This window comes from Chelatococcus albus (genome assembly GCF_030067675.1).
Taxonomy (GTDB): domain Bacteria; phylum Pseudomonadota; class Alphaproteobacteria; order Rhizobiales; family Beijerinckiaceae; genus Chelatococcus_A; species Chelatococcus_A albus.
The window spans coordinates 51,703-66,215 of record NZ_JASJEV010000001.1; the positions used below are offsets into that span (position 1 = coordinate 51,703).

Below are 14,513 nucleotides of genomic sequence, written 5' to 3' on the forward strand. Positions count from 1 at the left end.
TTCATCTCCTGCGCAGGAGCCAGAGCAGGCAGGGCGTGCCGACGAGCGCCGCCATCAGACCAGCCGGCATGGCACTCGTGCTGGAGAGCATGCGGCCGAGCCAATCGGCCTCGGCCATGACGGTGCCGCCGATCAGAGCGGCGCCCACGGCCTGGGGAAGCCCGCGGGCGAGGCCGGCGAGCCGGGCAAGGTGCGGGGATACAAGGCCGACGAAGCTCAGCGGTCCGATGACGAGCGTCGCCGTCGCCGTCGCGACCGCGGCGAAGAGGAGGACCGCGAGGCGGCTCGCGCCGAGGGAGACGCCGAGCGCCCGGGCCGTGCCCGCCCCGAGCGGCAGGATATCGAGCCAGCGCGCGAGCAGGGGCAGGGTGGCGAGCAGCCCCGCGGCGATGCCCGCCGTGGCGAACGCATCCGTCGCGCTCACGCGGTAGGTGGAGCCGACCAGCCAGTTGAGCAGCATCTGCGCCCGCGGATCGCCCGCCGCCATGAGGGCGACGACGAGCGCGTCGAAGAATGCGCCGAGGGCGATGCCGGCGATCAGCACCCGCTCCGGCGAAAAGGCGCTGCTGCGCGCCAGCGACAGGATGGCGGCCAGCGCGAGGAAGGCCCCGGCCGCCCCCGCGGGCACGGTGATGGCGCGGCCTGCGCCCGGCACCAGCAGAAGAAGCGCGAGGAGACCGAGCGCCGCCCCGGTGGAGATGCCGAGCACCTCCGGGCTCGCCATGGCATTGGCGGTGAGCCGCTGCATCAGCACCCCGGCGGCAGCCAGCATGGCGCCGGCGGCGAAGGCCGCGGCGAGGCGCGGCGCCCGCCAGGGCAGAAGCGCGGCAATGTCGCTCGGGCCGGACACGGTGACGCCGTCCGGACCGCGGCCGACCGCGAGTGCCGCGGCGAGGGCGAGGACGGCGATCGCCGCGAAGGTGCCGGTCAGGGTCCACGGCCGTCGGGCGGCCCTGGCCGGAGGCGTGAGCGCCCCGCGCGGCGGCGCGGCGGCCACGGCGAGGCGTGGCAGAAGGAACAGGAGCAGGGGCGCGCCGAGGAGGGCCGTGACCGCCCCCGTCGGTACCATCTCGCCATAGATGCCGGACCAGCGCAGCACCAGCTGGTCCGTGAGCCAGAGGAGGGCGGCGCCGGCGAGCGGCGCCCAGACGAGGCGGTCCTGCAGGCGGCGCGCGCCCAGGAGGCCGACCAGGGTCGGCGCGGCGAGATCGACGAAACCGATGACGCCCACGGCGCTCACCACCGAGGCCGCGACCGTGACCGCCGTCGCGAGGAGCACGAGCCGCGCCCACCCGAGACCGAGGCCGAGACTGCGCGCCTGCACATCGCCGAGCCCCATCAGCGAGAGAGGCCGGATCATGAGACCCGCGAGCAGCGCGGCAGCAGCGAGGCGCGGGGCGAGGAACAGGACGGCCGACCAGTCCTGCTGGCTCAGCGAGCCGCCGCCCCACAGGAAGAGGCCTGTGAGATAGTGCTCGTTGAAGAGCATCAGCGCCGCGGCGCCCGTGCTCGCCGCGAAGCTCACCGCCATTCCGGCCAGCACCACGGACAGGGGCGCGAGCCCGCGGTTTGAGGCGATGCCGAGGACGAGCAGGAACGCGGCCGTCGACCCGGCGAGCGCCACCCATTCGCCACCCTCCTCGAGCAGGGCGGGGAGCCACAGGCCGACGACGGCGAGCGCGACCTTCGCCCCTGCCGATACGCCGAGCGTGGTCGACGAGGCGAGCGGATTGCGCAGGACGTGCTGGAAGATGGTGCCGGCGAGCCCGAGCGCCGCCCCGCAGAGGAGGCTGACGACGAGCCGCGGCAGGAAGCTCTCGCGCACGACGACCTGGCGCATGTCGGCGAGGTCGGGCGACAGGGTTGCCCGGATCCAAAGCGCCGGCGGGAGCCGCGCGGCGAGCGCATCGAGGCTGAGGGCCGCGGCCGCGAGGCAGAGAGCACCGACGCACCACGCCGGATGGCGCAGCGGCCATCCCCCGATGGCCGGCCTGGCCGGGACGGCGCGCGCCTCATTCATGGGGGGCCTCCCCCAGGAGAGTGGCGGTCAGCAGTTCGGCAAAGCGCACGGCGGCCGGGAGGGTGCCGAACATGAGCACGGGCGGCAGCCTGTGGACGCGCCCGGCCCGCACGAAGGGCAGATTGCGCCAGAGCCGGCTGCCGCGAAAAGTCCGCTGCGCGTCGTGCGGGAGCGGCTCGAGGACGATGAGGCTCGCGTCGGGATCATCCGCGAGCCGCTCGATGCCGATGGTGGCAAAGCCCCAGCCATTTGTCTCACCCTGCCAGGCGTTGCGCAGACCGAGCCTGTCGAGCACGTCCTGGAACAGGCCGCCCTTGCCGTAGACCCGCACATGTCGCCCGTCGAGGAAGCTCACGACATAGACGGAGCGCCCATCGCCGCTTCCGGCGAACCGTGCGCGCGCACGCGCCATCACCGTTTCGGCGGTTGCGATCAGTGCCTCGCCCTGCGCCTCGCGGCCAGTGAGGCGGGCGAGGCGGCCCGTCGCGGCCACTGCGCGGTCGTATGGGCGCCCCTCCGGGCCGTAGATCGGCAGCGCCAGGGTGGGGGCGATGCGCGCGAGCAGGGGGCGGATAGCCTCGTGTTCGGCGATGGTCAGGATGAGGTCGGGCGCGAGCTGCTGCAGGATCTCCGGATTGGGTTCGAGCCGCAGGCCGACTTCCGCCACCCCGGCGGGCAGCGGAGGAGCGACCACCCAGTCGGCGTAGCTGCGCGTCTCAGGAACGCCGATGGGCGGGATGCCGAGGGCGATGAGCGTCTCCGCCAGCCCCCAGTCGAGCGCAACGATGCGCCGGGCTCGCGGTGCCGCGTCCTGCCCGGCGGCGGGCAGGGCGGCCGCCGCGAGCAGGAGGAGGCCGGCGAAGGCGGGAAGAAGACGCGGCACGACGCGATCACCGCGGCGCGAACACGCGGACATCGGCAGCATGGCCGCAGCGGCCTCCGTCGCGCTCACCAGCGGTAGCGCAGCGACGCGATGAGGCTGCGGCCGGGGCCGTAGATGCAGTTCAGGTCACCGCCGTTGCAGATGACATAGGCCTTGTCGAAGAGATTCTTCGCATTGACCGCCAGACGCCAGTTCTGCCACTCGTAGTGGATCGCTGCATCGACGAGGGTGAAGGCCTCGTTCCTGAACGAGTTGGCGTTGTCCGCGTAGCTCGCGCCGACATAGCGGACGCCGCCGCCAAACCCGAGCCCCTTCAGCGGGCCGCTCTGGAGCGTGTAGTCCAGCCACCCGGACGCCATGTGCCGAGGGGTCACCGCTGGCACATTGCCGACGATGGCCGTGTTGGTATCCTTGCTGATCTCGGCATCGGTGTAGGTGTAGGTGGCGATGAGATCGAGCCCGTCCATGAGGCTCGCCACGCCCTCCACCTCGACGCCGCGGGCGCGCGTCTCGCCGGTCTGGATGCTGTTGAAGGGGCTGAGGGGGTCCGCCGTCAGGGTATTCTTCTGCTTGAGGTCGAAGAGGGCGAGCGTCACGAGGCTGCGCATGCCGGCGGGCTGGTACTTGAGGCCGACCTCGACCTGCTCGCCCGTGGTGGGCTTGAAGGCGGCCCCGAGCCTGTCCGTGCCGGCCACGGGCTCGAAGGAGGTGGAATAGGCGGCATAGGGCACGAGGCCCATGTCGAACTCGTAGCCCAGGCCGATGCGGTAGGTAAGCTTGCGGTCGTCCTGGGTGCGGACGCTCCGGCCGATGTAGTTCTTCAGCTTGTTTTCCACCCAGTCCTGCCGCAGGCCGGCCGTGAGGATCCACTTGTCGAACTTGAGCTGGTCCTGCGCGTAGAGGCCGAGCTGCGACAGGTTCTGCTCGTCGTTCTGGTAGATCGGCGGCAAGGCCACGGAACGGCCGTAGACCGGGCTGAAGAGGTCGAGCGTCGGCACGCCTGGGTCGAAGGTCGAGTCCGAGTAGCCCTGGATGCTGCGGGCCGACATGCGCTGATAGTCGAGGCCAAAGAGCATCGTGTGCCGCAGCGGCCCCGTGTCGAAGGACGCCTGGACCTGGTTGTCCACGTTGAACGAGCGCAGCTTGCCGTCGACGGTGAAGGACGCACGGTCCATCGTCCGCAGGTCCGGGCGCAGCGACGCGCCGTAGAGCACCGCCTGGTCGGCCTCAAGATAGCCGTAGCGGAGGTTCTGACGTACGGTCCACACGTCGTCGAAACGGTGCTCGAAGGCATAGCCGATCGAATAGGCCGTGCGGTCGACCCGATCGAAATTGGGATCGCCGATGAAGAGGCTGCGCGCGATCTTGCCGTTGGGATTGGCGAAACGCGTACCGAGGGCGGGCAGCGTGCCGTAGGAAGACGTCCGGTCCTTCTGGTAGCTCGCGAACAGGGTCAGGGACGTGTCGGCGCTCGGTCGCCAGGTCAGCGCCGGGGCCGCGAAGGAGCGGTCGTTGCGGACGTAGTCGACCTGCGTGTCGGAATCGCGGAGGAGGCCGGTGAAGCGGTAGGACCAGATGCCGTCCTTGTCGATCGGGCCGCCAAGGTCGGCGCTGATCTGCTTGTTGGAATAGCTGCCACCCGAGATCTCGACCTCGCCCATGCGCTCGCTCGGCGGGCGCTTGGTGACGAGGTTGACGAGGCCGCCCGGGGACGCCGCACCGTAGAGCACCGAGGAGGGGCCGCGCAGCACCTCGATGCGCTCGACGCCATAGGGATCGTAGGCCCAGCTCATCATGCCGACCGTCGGCATGCGCATGCCGTCGCGGTAGACGCCGATGGAGGTGATCTCGAAGCCGCGCACCTTGAACTGGTCGAAGCGCGGATCGAGCCCCCATGGCTGGGTCAGGACGCCCGAGGTGTAGCGCAGCGCCTCCGGCACCGTCTGTGCCTTCTGCGCTTCGACCCGGTCGCGCGTCACGACGGAAATGGACTGCGGCACCTCGATGATCGGCGTATCGGTCTTGGAACCCGTGGCCGTGCGGCTGGCGACATAGCCGTCAACGGGCCCCCAGGCGTTCTCGGCGCGCGCGTCCACCGTCACGGTGTCGAGCAGGATGGCGCGGTCCGCCGCCGGGGCGGCATCCACGGTCGGCCCGCGGGTGATGGTCACCGTGCCGCCCGCCTGGCGATAGCTCGCGCCGGTGCCGGCCAGCAGGCGGCGCAGGGCCTCGTCCGGCCGAAGGGCCCCGCGCACGGCTGCCGCGCGCAGCCCGGCCACAGCATCCGCAGGGGCACTGACCTGCAGGCCGGATTGACGGCCGAAGGCGGCGAGTGCGCGCGCCAGCGGCTGGGCGGGGATGTCGAAGTCGACCGTCGTGCCGGCCACGGCCGGGTTTGCGCCGGTGCCGGCCGGGGAGGGGGCCGTCGTCTGCGCCAGCGCCGGGCAAGAGACCACCGCGGCGAGCGCCGTCGCTGCGAGCCAAGCCGAACGCCTCCCGCCGGGCCCGCGCAGGAAAGCTGTCTGTGAGCCCGGACCAATCACCTCACGCCCCATCGATCGTCACCTCTTCACCTGCGGCGCGAGCCATGCGCCGTCCGCGGCCGGCCATCTGGTGCCGGCTCCTTGACAAAGACGGATCAGGGCGAGGAATTTTTCAGGCGGGGGATCTTCGGGCGCTTGCGCCTCAGGGGCCGGCGACAAGCACGAGATAGGGCGTGATCTCGCGCACCGAGCCGCCGAATGGCTGCACCACGGCACGCAGGGCCTCGATCGGCCGGCGGAGGTCGTAGATGCCGGTGACGCGCTTTCGGGCGAGCCGGCTGTCCAAAGTCAGGATGAACCCGTGATGGTGGTTCGCGAGTTCGCGCACGACATCGGCGATGGCGTCGTCCTCGGCGACGAGGCGCCCCTCCCGCCAGCCGGCGACCTCCGCGGGATCGCGCCGCCGCCGCCGCTCCTCGCCCGATCCGAGCTCGACGGCGATTTCCTCCCCGGCGGCGAGCCGCTCGCCGCTGCCCGGCCTCTCGAAGCGGACGACACCCTCGGCAACAGCCGTGCTGAGCCGGTGTGGGCCGACCTGCACCTCGAAGGCGGTGCCGACGGCGGTCGCGGTCGCCTCCCCGGCCGCGACGATGAACGGCCGAGCCGCATCGGGACGGACGTCGAAGAATGCCCCGCCCGCGAGCAGCCTGATCCGCCGCTCCGCGGCAGAGAAATCCACCGCGACGGCGCTCCGGGCATCGAGCGTGAGGGCGGAGCCGTCCGGCAGGGCGATCCGCCGGGTCTCGGCCGTACCGGTTCTGTGGTCCGCCGCGATCAGGCGCATGAGGTCGGGAGCACCGGCGAGCAGCAGGCCGGCGGCGAGCACGAGTGTTGCCGCCGCTGCCCAGCGCGGCGCCGGCCGACGTCGCGGGCGAGAAGGGGGGGCGGCGCCGACCGATCCGCGACGACGCTCCGACGAGATTGCACTCGTGTTCCCGGGCCGGACGGCCCCACCCATCCCGTCAGCCGTGGTCGGACGCTGCACCAGGCCGCGCCCGGCCAACTCGCCCGTCAGACGCCAGGTCCTCTCGGCCTTGCGGTAGGCGCGGGCGTGCGCTTCGCTCTCGGCAATCCAGGCATCACGGCCGGCGCGCAGATCGCCATCGTCCGGCGCGTCCTGAATGGCGAGCAGCCAGTCCAGCGCCTGGTCCAGAACGGGGTCATCCCCCTTGTCGCGCGCAACCGCCATGTCCCTGTCGCCCTTCGCAGCGCCGGACGGCACCTGCCCTCCCATATCTCCTTAGAGACGTTCCGAGGAGCCGAATTTTTCAAGGCGACGAAGGTGGCCGTCAGTCGGTGTCGTCGAGGCGCCGGGCACAGTGGGCGAGGGCGTCGCGCACCAGTCGATGGGCGCCGGCGACCGAGATGCCGAGCCTGCCGGCGATGGCCTGCAGGGTGCAGCCGTCGAAGCGATGCATCTGGAAGGCGATGCGTGTTGTCTCCGGCAGTTCCGCCAGCGCCTCCGCCAGCCGGCGCAGCTCGTCCCGGTAGAGCACCTCCTCCTCGGGCGTGGGCGTGTCGGCGGCAATGGGATTGGTGCCGGCGGAATCCACGTCCGGTCTGACTTCGGACCCGAGGCGCCGCACCCAGTCGACGGCGAGGTTGCGCACGATGCGGTAAAGATAGGCCACGGGTTGCAGCACCCTCTCGTCCCGGGTGACCTGCACGAAGCGCAGATAGGCCTCCTGCACCACGTCCTCGGCCCGCGAACGGCAGCCGACAATGGGGGCTGCGTAGTTGATGAGGGCGGGGCGGTGCGTGATGTAGAGGGCGAGTTTCTCGGAGTCGTGCCGCATGGCGCGTTGTCGCCGCCTCGTCTGCAATCGTGGCCCGTCTATAGTCGCGGCACGAGGCCTGCTCAACGAAAATATTGAGATGACAATGTAGAAAATGCCGGACTGCAAGGTTTTGTAATTATAAACATTCCAAGTTCGACGCTGCGGGCCGTGCATTTCTTGGTGCTGCAGGGGAGGAGAACTGCATTCGCCCCGGCGTGAGTGGGCACGGCGTGGCGTGGCCTGAAGGACCGCCCTGATCAGGGAAGGGCTGCCACCGCCGCCATCGTGGATCCGCGGGTGTGCCGGTTCGTCGCAAGGCAGCGGGGGCCGGCCCGCACTCACGCCCATGTCGAGGCTTTCGGGACGGCTGATGGCGCGCGGTCATCGGGGCAGGGGAACCGTGAGCCCGACCTTGACCCGGTCCATGGCAACGAAGGTGCGGAATTTCTTGACGTTGGCGTTGTCGAAGAACAGGCGCCGCGTCAGGGCCTCATAGGCGCCCATGGACGGCACGATGACGACCAGGACGAAATCGGCTTCGCCGGTGACGTAATAGCACTGCTGAACCTCGGGCGCGGCCGTGAACGCGCGTTTGGCGGCATCGATCAGGTCCGCGCGCTCGCTCTCGAGCTCGACCTCGACGAAGATGGTGATCGGCTGCCCCACCTCGGCCGGATCGATGACTGCGACATTGGCCTGGATGACCCCGGCGTCATCCATCCTGCGGATGCGGCGCTGGACGGCCGGCGCTGACAGATTGACAGCCTCGCCGATCACCCGCTGCGGCGTGGAGTTGTCCCGCTGGAGGATGTTCAGAATGGCGAGGTCGAAGGCGTCGAGAGTGATCGAGGATGAAGACCGGGACACGGCGGACCCCGCACGCACGAAAAAATCTTGCATTCATCAGGCTAAAACAGAGCGTACCTGTCGTGCAACTTGCAATATCTTCTCTCCGTCCCAGCCGAAAGGGCGGCGATGTTTCTGACCAACGAGCACCCCGACTACCGCAAGCCCCTTGATCCCGTTGATGCCGAGACATTGGGCACGAAGGCTGCCGAGGAGGTCGAGCGATACCTCACCTATCGCGACAACCATGCTCCGACGCCTCTGCACACCCTGCCGGCCCTGGCCTCCGAACTCGGCGTGGGCACGATCCATATCAAGGATGAAGGCTTCCGGCTGGGCCTCGGCAGCTTCAAGGCCCTGAGCGGTTCCTACGCGGTCATCCGGCTCGTGCTGGAGGAAGCCGGCCGCCGGCTCGGACGGCCGGTCGACCTCGTCGAACTGCACGCGCCCGAGGTTCGCTCCATCGCCTCCGGGATGACGGTCGCTTGTGCCACGGATGGCAATCACGGCCGCTCGGTGGCTCAGGGTGCACGACTTGTCGGCGCCAGGGCTGCCATCTTCGTCCACTCCGGCGTCAGCAGGGAGCGTGTGGCGGCCATCGCCCGCTTCGGCGCGCAGATGATCCGCGTCGAGGGCACCTATGACGACTCGGTCGCCGAGGCGGCGCGCGCCTCCGCCGAGATGGGCTGGACTGTCGTCTCCGACACCTCGTGGCCCGGCTACGAGCGTATTCCCGGGCTGGTCATGCAGGGCTACACCGCGATCGTGCGCGAAGCCCTGCGCCAGCTCCCCGGACCGCCAACCCATGTGTTCGTACAGGCCGGCGTCGGCGGCGTCGCGGCTGCGATCGCCGGCCATCTCGCCATCCTGCTCGGCGACCGGCGTCCGACCTTCATCGTGGTCGATCCGGCGCGGGCCGCCTGCCTCTTCGAGACGGCGCGGGCAGGGCATCCGGTCAGAATCGACCATGGCGAGCCGACGGTCATGGCGATGCTCGAATGCTACGAGCCCTCGCTCGTCGCCTGGCGGGTGCTGTCGCGCGTCGCAGACGCGTTCATGACCGTCGACGAGGAGGATGCGGTCGCGGCGATGAACCGCCTTGCCCGACCCGTTGGAGATGATCCGGCCATCGTAGCGGGCGAGAGCGGCGGTGCAGGCCTCGCCGGTCTCATGCGCGCCGCGGCGGACCCCGCGATGAGGGCAAGGCTCGCTGTCGACGCGAAGTCCCATGTCTTCATCGTCAACACCGAGGGTGCGACGGATCCCAGCCGTTATGCCGCCCTCGTCGGCATGGCGCCGGCCGATGTCGTCGCCCCGCTCGCCGCGGAATAGGGAAGAACGTCATGGCCGAAGTCGATCTGCAGGCACTCGAACGGGACATGACCGCCTGGCCGCGCGATCTGCACGCCCATCCCGAGTTCGGGTTCGAGGAGAAGCGCACGAGCGCCTTCGTCGCCGCGAAGCTCAGGGAATTCGGCCTCGACGAGGTGGTCGAGGGCGTGGGCGGCACCGGTGTCGTCGGCACGCTGAAGCGCGGCAGCAGCAACCGGGCGATCGCGCTCAGGGCCGACATGGATGCGCTGCGCATCCCCGAGCAGGGAACGCAGGACTATCGTTCACGGATTTCCGGCACCATGCACGCCTGCGGACATGACGGGCACACCGCCATGCTGCTCGGGGCGGCGAAGCTCCTCTGCGAGGAAGGCGGCTTCGACGGCACCGTTCGCTTCGTCTTCCAGCCGGCCGAGGAATGGGGCAAGGGCGCGCTCGCCATGCTGGCCGACGGGCTGATGGAGCGTTTTCCCTTCGACGAGATCTACGGCCTGCACAACATGCCGGGCTTGCCGGTTGGCCATTTCGAGACCCGCACAGGGCCGATCATGTCGGCGGAGGACAATTTCGAGATCGTCCTGAAAGGCGTCGGCGGGCATGCCGCCCGCCCCCATTGGGGCAACGAGGTGCTGGTTGCCGCCTGCGCGACCGTGTTGAACCTCCAGACCATCGTCTCGCGCCGCCTGAGCCCGACCGACATCGGCGTCGTCTCGGTGACGGAGCTGATCACCGATGGCACGCGCAACGCACTCCCGGGGCTTGCGCGCATCCTTGGCGATGCCCGCAGCTTCAGGTCCGAGATCAGCGCCGAGATCGAGAAGCATATGCGCATCATCGCCGAGGGGACGGCGCTGACCCACAATGTCGCGGCCGAGGTCACCTACACGCGCGAGTTCGTGCCGCTCCTGAATGATGCCGCCCTGGTGGATGAAGCCTTCGCGGCAGCTCGGACCGTGTTTGAGCCCGGGCACGTCACGACCGCCCGCGAGCCCATGACCGGCTCGGAGGATTTCGCCCGGTTCCTGGAGCATGTGCCCGGATGTTTCGCCTTCCTCGGCAACGGCGAGGCGAGCGCCCCCCTGCACAATCCCTCCTACGACTTCAACGACGAAGGCCTGCTCCACGGTGCGCGCTTCCATGCCGCGATCGCGCGCCGGCGGCTGCGTCCGGCGTGATCCTCGGGACCTCGGTGTCTGCGCGAAGGCGATCGGGCGCCGGGTGATTGTCGGCAACCCTTTCGACCGTCCCGGAGTGAGCGTGAAACTCCTCTGTCAAACGCATTCGCCCTATGCGCGGAAGGCGCTGGTGTTCGCCCACGAGGTCGGAATCGCCGGGCGCTTCGACGTCGTGCATCACGAAACGAGCCCGACGCTCCGCAATGAGGAGGTCTTTGCCGAGAACCCCCTCGGCAAGGTCCTCGTCCTGCTTCGCGACGGGCTGCCGCCGCTGTTCGACTCGGATGTCATCTGCGCCTGTTTCGACACGCTCCACCATGGGCGGAAGCTGATCCCTGCGGAGGGTGAGGCGCGATGGCAGGCGCTGCGCATCCAGGCCCTGGCGCAGGGGCTGGCAGCCGCCGGTATCGCCTTGCGGTGGGAGACGGTGCGCCGGCCGGAGGAACTGCGGTACGCTGTCTTGCAGGACGGGTACGGGCAGAAGCTGGTCGCAAGCTATGACTGGCTGAAACGCGAGCTCGACGTCGGTTCGCCGATCCACGTCGGCCATGTCGCGCTCGCAACGGCACTCGGCTGGCTTGAGTTCCGGCAATTGCCGTCGTTCCGGGATGGCCGTCCGAGACTGCGAGCCTGTTTGAGGAGTTCGATGCCCGGCCGTCGATGCGCGCCACCCCTCTCTCGGGGGAGACGCACGATGCCCCCGTCACGGACGCGAGGGAGGGCATCGGGCCTTGCGAGCGCGTGACGGGCGCGATGGCTGTGTTGCCGAGGAGTTGATCTTCCTCAAATCGGCCGGCGGGCACGCCTGTCATTCTTCGCCCGCCGCCAGTGGCAGCGCGGCGAGGGGAGAGCGCCATGTACAAGCATATTCTCATTCCGACCGACGGGTCGCAGCTGTCGGCCGACGCCCTCGACAAGGGCATGACCTTCGCCAAGGAAATCGGCGCCAAGGTCACGGTCGTGACGGTCACCGAGCCGTTCCACCTGTTCTCGCTCGATCCCGCCCAGGTCGTCGACACGCCCTCCGATTATCGCCAGCATGTTCGAGAGCGCGCACGCCGCCATCTCGCGGCGGCCGGAGACAAGGCCAAGGCCCTGGGGATCCCCTGCGAGACCGTGCAGGTCGAACATGAGCATCCCTACGAAGTGATCATCCAGACGGCCGCCAACCGCGACTGCGACCTGATCGCCATGGCCTCGCATGGCCGCCGCGGCGTCTCGGCCGTCGTCCTCGGCAGCGAAACCGTGAAGGTTCTCACTCATTCCAAGACGCCGGTGCTCGTCTATCGTTGACGGAGCGGATGGTGCAGCGGGCGAGGCGTCCGACATCCGCGCCCGTGCCGGAGCGGCCATTGGTGCAAGATCGACATGTCGTCAGCGATCAGGGCGAAGTTCTCGCCTTTCTGGGCGACCCGAGGTCCCATGGGCTCACCGAACCGGTCCGGCGCATCGATACCCATGGCGCCGTTGTCTTCCTCGCGGGCGAGAACGCCTACAAGGTCAAGCGCGCGGTCCGCTATCCCTTCATGGACTTCTCGACGCTCGAGCGGCGGCGTGCTGCCTGTGAAGCGGAAATCGCCGTCAACCGGCCGAATGCCCCGCACATCTACCTGGGTGCCGTCCCGATCACGCGGACGGACTCCGGCCTTGCCATCGCTGCCGGACCGGGGCCGGTCATCGAATGGGCGGTGCACATGCACCGGTTCGACGAGACGAAGACGCTCGACCGGCTGGCCGAGGCCGGCGGCCTGTCGGCCTCCCTCCTGGATGACCTTGTTGCGGTGGTGCTCGCCGCGCACCGGCGCGCCCCGCTTCGCGCGGGGGAAGGAGCGGTGGCTTCGCTCGAACGCTATATCGCGCAGAACGAGGAAGCATTCGCCGAGACGCCCGCGCTCTTCGCGCCGGAGCGGGCAGAGGCCCTCACGCGCGCGGCAAGGGGCACCTTCGCCCGCGTCAGGCCCCTCCTGCTCGCGCGGGGCGAGGCCGGCCATGTACGCCGCTGCCACGGCGACCTTCACCTGCGCAATGTCGTGCTCGTCGACGGGCGGCCCACCCTCTTCGACGCGATCGAGTTCGACGACGCGATCGCCACAGGCGACCTGCTCTACGACCTTGCCTTCCTGCTCATGGATCTGTGGGAGCGCGGGCTCGCCGTCGAGGCGAACGTCGTGCTCAACCGCTATCTCTTCCGAAGTGGCGAGGAGGCGCATCTCGAAGGCCTGGCCGCACTGCCGCTCTTCCTCAGCATCCGTGCCGGCATTCGCGCCAAGGTCGTTGCGGCGGCGCTGCCGCATCTGCCGCCGGAGGAACAGGCTACCGGCACGCGCGACGCGCAACGCTATTTCCGCCTGGCGGAGGAGTGCCTGGCGTCCGTGCCGCCGCTCCTGGTGGCGGTCGGCGGGCTGTCGGGAACGGGAAAGAGCACCCTCGCAGCCGGGCTCGCGCCCCGCGTGGGCCGCCTGCCCGGCGCCGTGCATCTGCGCAGCGACAGCGAGCGCAAGGCCATGTTCAGCGTGGCGGAGACCGAGCCTCTGCCGGAGGAGGCCTATGCGCTCACCATCACGGCGGAGGTCTATGCGCGGCTGCGCCGCAAGGCAGCCTTGGCCCTGGCCGCCGGGCAGGGCGTCGTCGTCGACGCCGTGCACGCCAGGGCCGACGAACGCGCCGCCATCGAGGAGGTGGCGCGGCGAGCTGGCGCGGGCTTCCACGGCCTGTGGCTCGAGGCGCCGCTGCCGGCGCTCGTCGCGCGCATCGAAGGTCGCGCCCGCGACGCCTCGGATGCGACGCCGGCCGTCGTCAGCAGGCAGGCCGCCCGCGACATCGGGCCCATGCGGTGGCGCGTGGTCGACGCCAGGGGCGATGCGGAGACCGTCCTCAGTGCTGCGCTGGATGCGCTCCGCCTCACGTGACGGGGGAGCGTGAAGCCGCGGGCCTCTCCATGCCGATGACGGCCGCGCCCGAAATCCTGCCTTCCCGCAGCCGCGCGAGGGCCTCGTTCGCCTCTTCCAGGGGGAAGACCTCGACGGTCGTGCGGATGGGCACGCGCGGCGCGAGCTCCAGGAACTCGCGCCCGTCGCGGCGCGTGAGATTGGCGACCGAGCGCAGCACCCGCTCGCCCCACAGGAGCTCGTAGGGGAAGCTCGGAATGTCCGACATGTGGATGCCGGCGCAGACGACCGTGCCGCCGCGCCGCACCGCTTTCAGCGCCAGCGGCACGAGCTGCCCCACCGGGGCGAAGATGATGGCGGCGTCGAGCTCCTCCGGCGGCACCTCGTCGCTGGCACCGGCCCACACGGCGCCGAGCGCGAGTGCCAGGTCCTGCGCCGCGCGGTCGTCGCGGCGGGTGAAGGCGAAGACCTGTTGTCCCAGCCAGCGCGCCGTCTGGGCAACGATATGGCCCGCAGCGCCGAAGCCGTAGATGCCGAGCCGCCGGGCCTCGCCGGCGAGGCGCAGGGCGCGGTAGCCGATGAGGCCGGCGCAGAGGAGCGGGGCTGTCTCCTCGTCGCTCAACCCCTCCGCAAGCGGGAAGATGAAGCGCGCGTCGGCGACCATCGCGTCGGCGTATCCGCCGTCGCGCGTCCAGCCGTGGAAACCGGCATTCGGGCAGAGGTTCTCCTCACCCCGCCGGCAGGCCTCGCAGGTGCCGCAGGCCGTGGCGAGCCACGCCGCGCCGACCCTTGCGCCGGGCGCGAACTCCGAGACCGCCGGACCGACCTCCGCCACGCGCCCGACGATCTCGTGACCGGGCACGATCGTCGGGGTGCGGCGCGGCAGGTCGCCGTCGACAACATGAAGATCGGTGCGGCACACACCGCAAGCGCAAACGTCGATGACGACGTCGTGCTCGCCGAGGGCGCGTGGCCGCGGCCGGTGGACAAGGCGCAGCGGCTTGCCGACCTCTTCGCAGACCATGGCTCGACCCGTTGCGAGCATGAC

12 protein-coding genes are annotated in these 14,513 nt (G+C 70.0%); 5 read left to right on the forward strand and 7 right to left on the reverse strand.

The genetic code is table 11. The features are described from left to right. Position 1: 1 nt before the first annotated feature. From fhuB to QNA08_RS00260, 6 genes are all read right to left on the reverse strand, one after another. A complete protein-coding gene (fhuB, locus tag QNA08_RS00235; RefSeq protein WP_283738682.1) occupies positions 2–2,020 on the reverse strand; it encodes a Fe(3+)-hydroxamate ABC transporter permease FhuB in 2,019 nt (672 codons plus the stop codon). Continuing rightward, positions 2,013–2,903, reverse strand: coding sequence for an ABC transporter substrate-binding protein (locus QNA08_RS00240; RefSeq protein ID WP_283738683.1), 891 nt, complete (start codon positions 2,901–2,903; stop codon positions 2,013–2,015). The genes fhuB and QNA08_RS00240 overlap by 8 nt, the downstream gene beginning before the upstream one ends. A 65-nt stretch (positions 2,904–2,968) precedes the next feature. Further along, the gene (locus QNA08_RS00245) at positions 2,969–5,290 is read right to left on the reverse strand and encodes a TonB-dependent siderophore receptor (protein ID WP_283738684.1); all 2,322 of its coding nucleotides are present in this window, start codon (positions 5,288–5,290) and stop codon (positions 2,969–2,971) included. A 298-nt stretch (positions 5,291–5,588) separates the two neighbouring features. Continuing rightward, a complete protein-coding gene (locus QNA08_RS00250) occupies positions 5,589–6,668 on the reverse strand; it encodes a FecR family protein (protein WP_283738685.1) in 1,080 nt (359 codons plus the stop codon). Between the two features lie 67 nt (positions 6,669–6,735). Further along, positions 6,736–7,242 carry a sigma-70 family RNA polymerase sigma factor gene (locus tag QNA08_RS00255; protein ID WP_283738686.1) on the reverse strand — a complete coding sequence of 169 codons (507 nt, stop codon included), beginning with the start codon at positions 7,240–7,242 and terminating at the stop codon, positions 6,736–6,738. 363 nt (positions 7,243–7,605) lie between these two features. Beyond that, a complete protein-coding gene (locus tag QNA08_RS00260) occupies positions 7,606–8,091 on the reverse strand; it encodes an Lrp/AsnC family transcriptional regulator (protein WP_283738687.1) in 486 nt (161 codons plus the stop codon). A 108-nt stretch (positions 8,092–8,199) separates the two neighbouring features. Here QNA08_RS00260 and QNA08_RS00265 point away from each other — a divergent pair, with 108 nt between their 5' ends. The 5 genes from QNA08_RS00265 (at position 8,200) to QNA08_RS00285 (ending at position 13,486) form a co-directional block, all read left to right on the forward strand. Further along, a complete protein-coding gene (locus tag QNA08_RS00265; protein ID WP_283738688.1) occupies positions 8,200–9,402 on the forward strand; it encodes a diaminopropionate ammonia-lyase in 1,203 nt (400 codons plus the stop codon). An 11-nt stretch (positions 9,403–9,413) separates the two neighbouring features. Next, positions 9,414–10,577: a M20 aminoacylase family protein gene (locus QNA08_RS00270; RefSeq protein WP_283738689.1), complete on the forward strand. Its 1,164-nt coding sequence runs from the start codon at positions 9,414–9,416 to the stop codon at positions 10,575–10,577. A gap of 82 nt (positions 10,578–10,659) precedes the next feature. Then, complete coding sequence (locus QNA08_RS00275; RefSeq protein WP_340321251.1) at positions 10,660–11,322, forward strand: glutathione S-transferase family protein; 663 nt, start codon at positions 10,660–10,662, stop codon at positions 11,320–11,322. 110 nt (positions 11,323–11,432) lie between these two features. Next, positions 11,433–11,870, forward strand: coding sequence for a universal stress protein (locus tag QNA08_RS00280; protein WP_283738690.1), 438 nt, complete (start codon positions 11,433–11,435; stop codon positions 11,868–11,870). Positions 11,871–11,932: 62 nt separating this feature from the next. Beyond that, a complete protein-coding gene (locus QNA08_RS00285; RefSeq protein WP_283738691.1) occupies positions 11,933–13,486 on the forward strand; it encodes a bifunctional aminoglycoside phosphotransferase/ATP-binding protein in 1,554 nt (517 codons plus the stop codon). Here the strand turns inward: QNA08_RS00285 and QNA08_RS00290 are convergent. Beyond that, positions 13,479–14,510 (reverse strand): zinc-dependent alcohol dehydrogenase family protein, encoded by a 1,032-nt coding sequence (locus tag QNA08_RS00290; protein WP_283738692.1) that lies wholly within the window; start codon positions 14,508–14,510, stop codon positions 13,479–13,481. The genes QNA08_RS00285 and QNA08_RS00290 overlap by 8 nt on opposite strands. Positions 14,511–14,513: the final 3 nt, after the last annotated feature.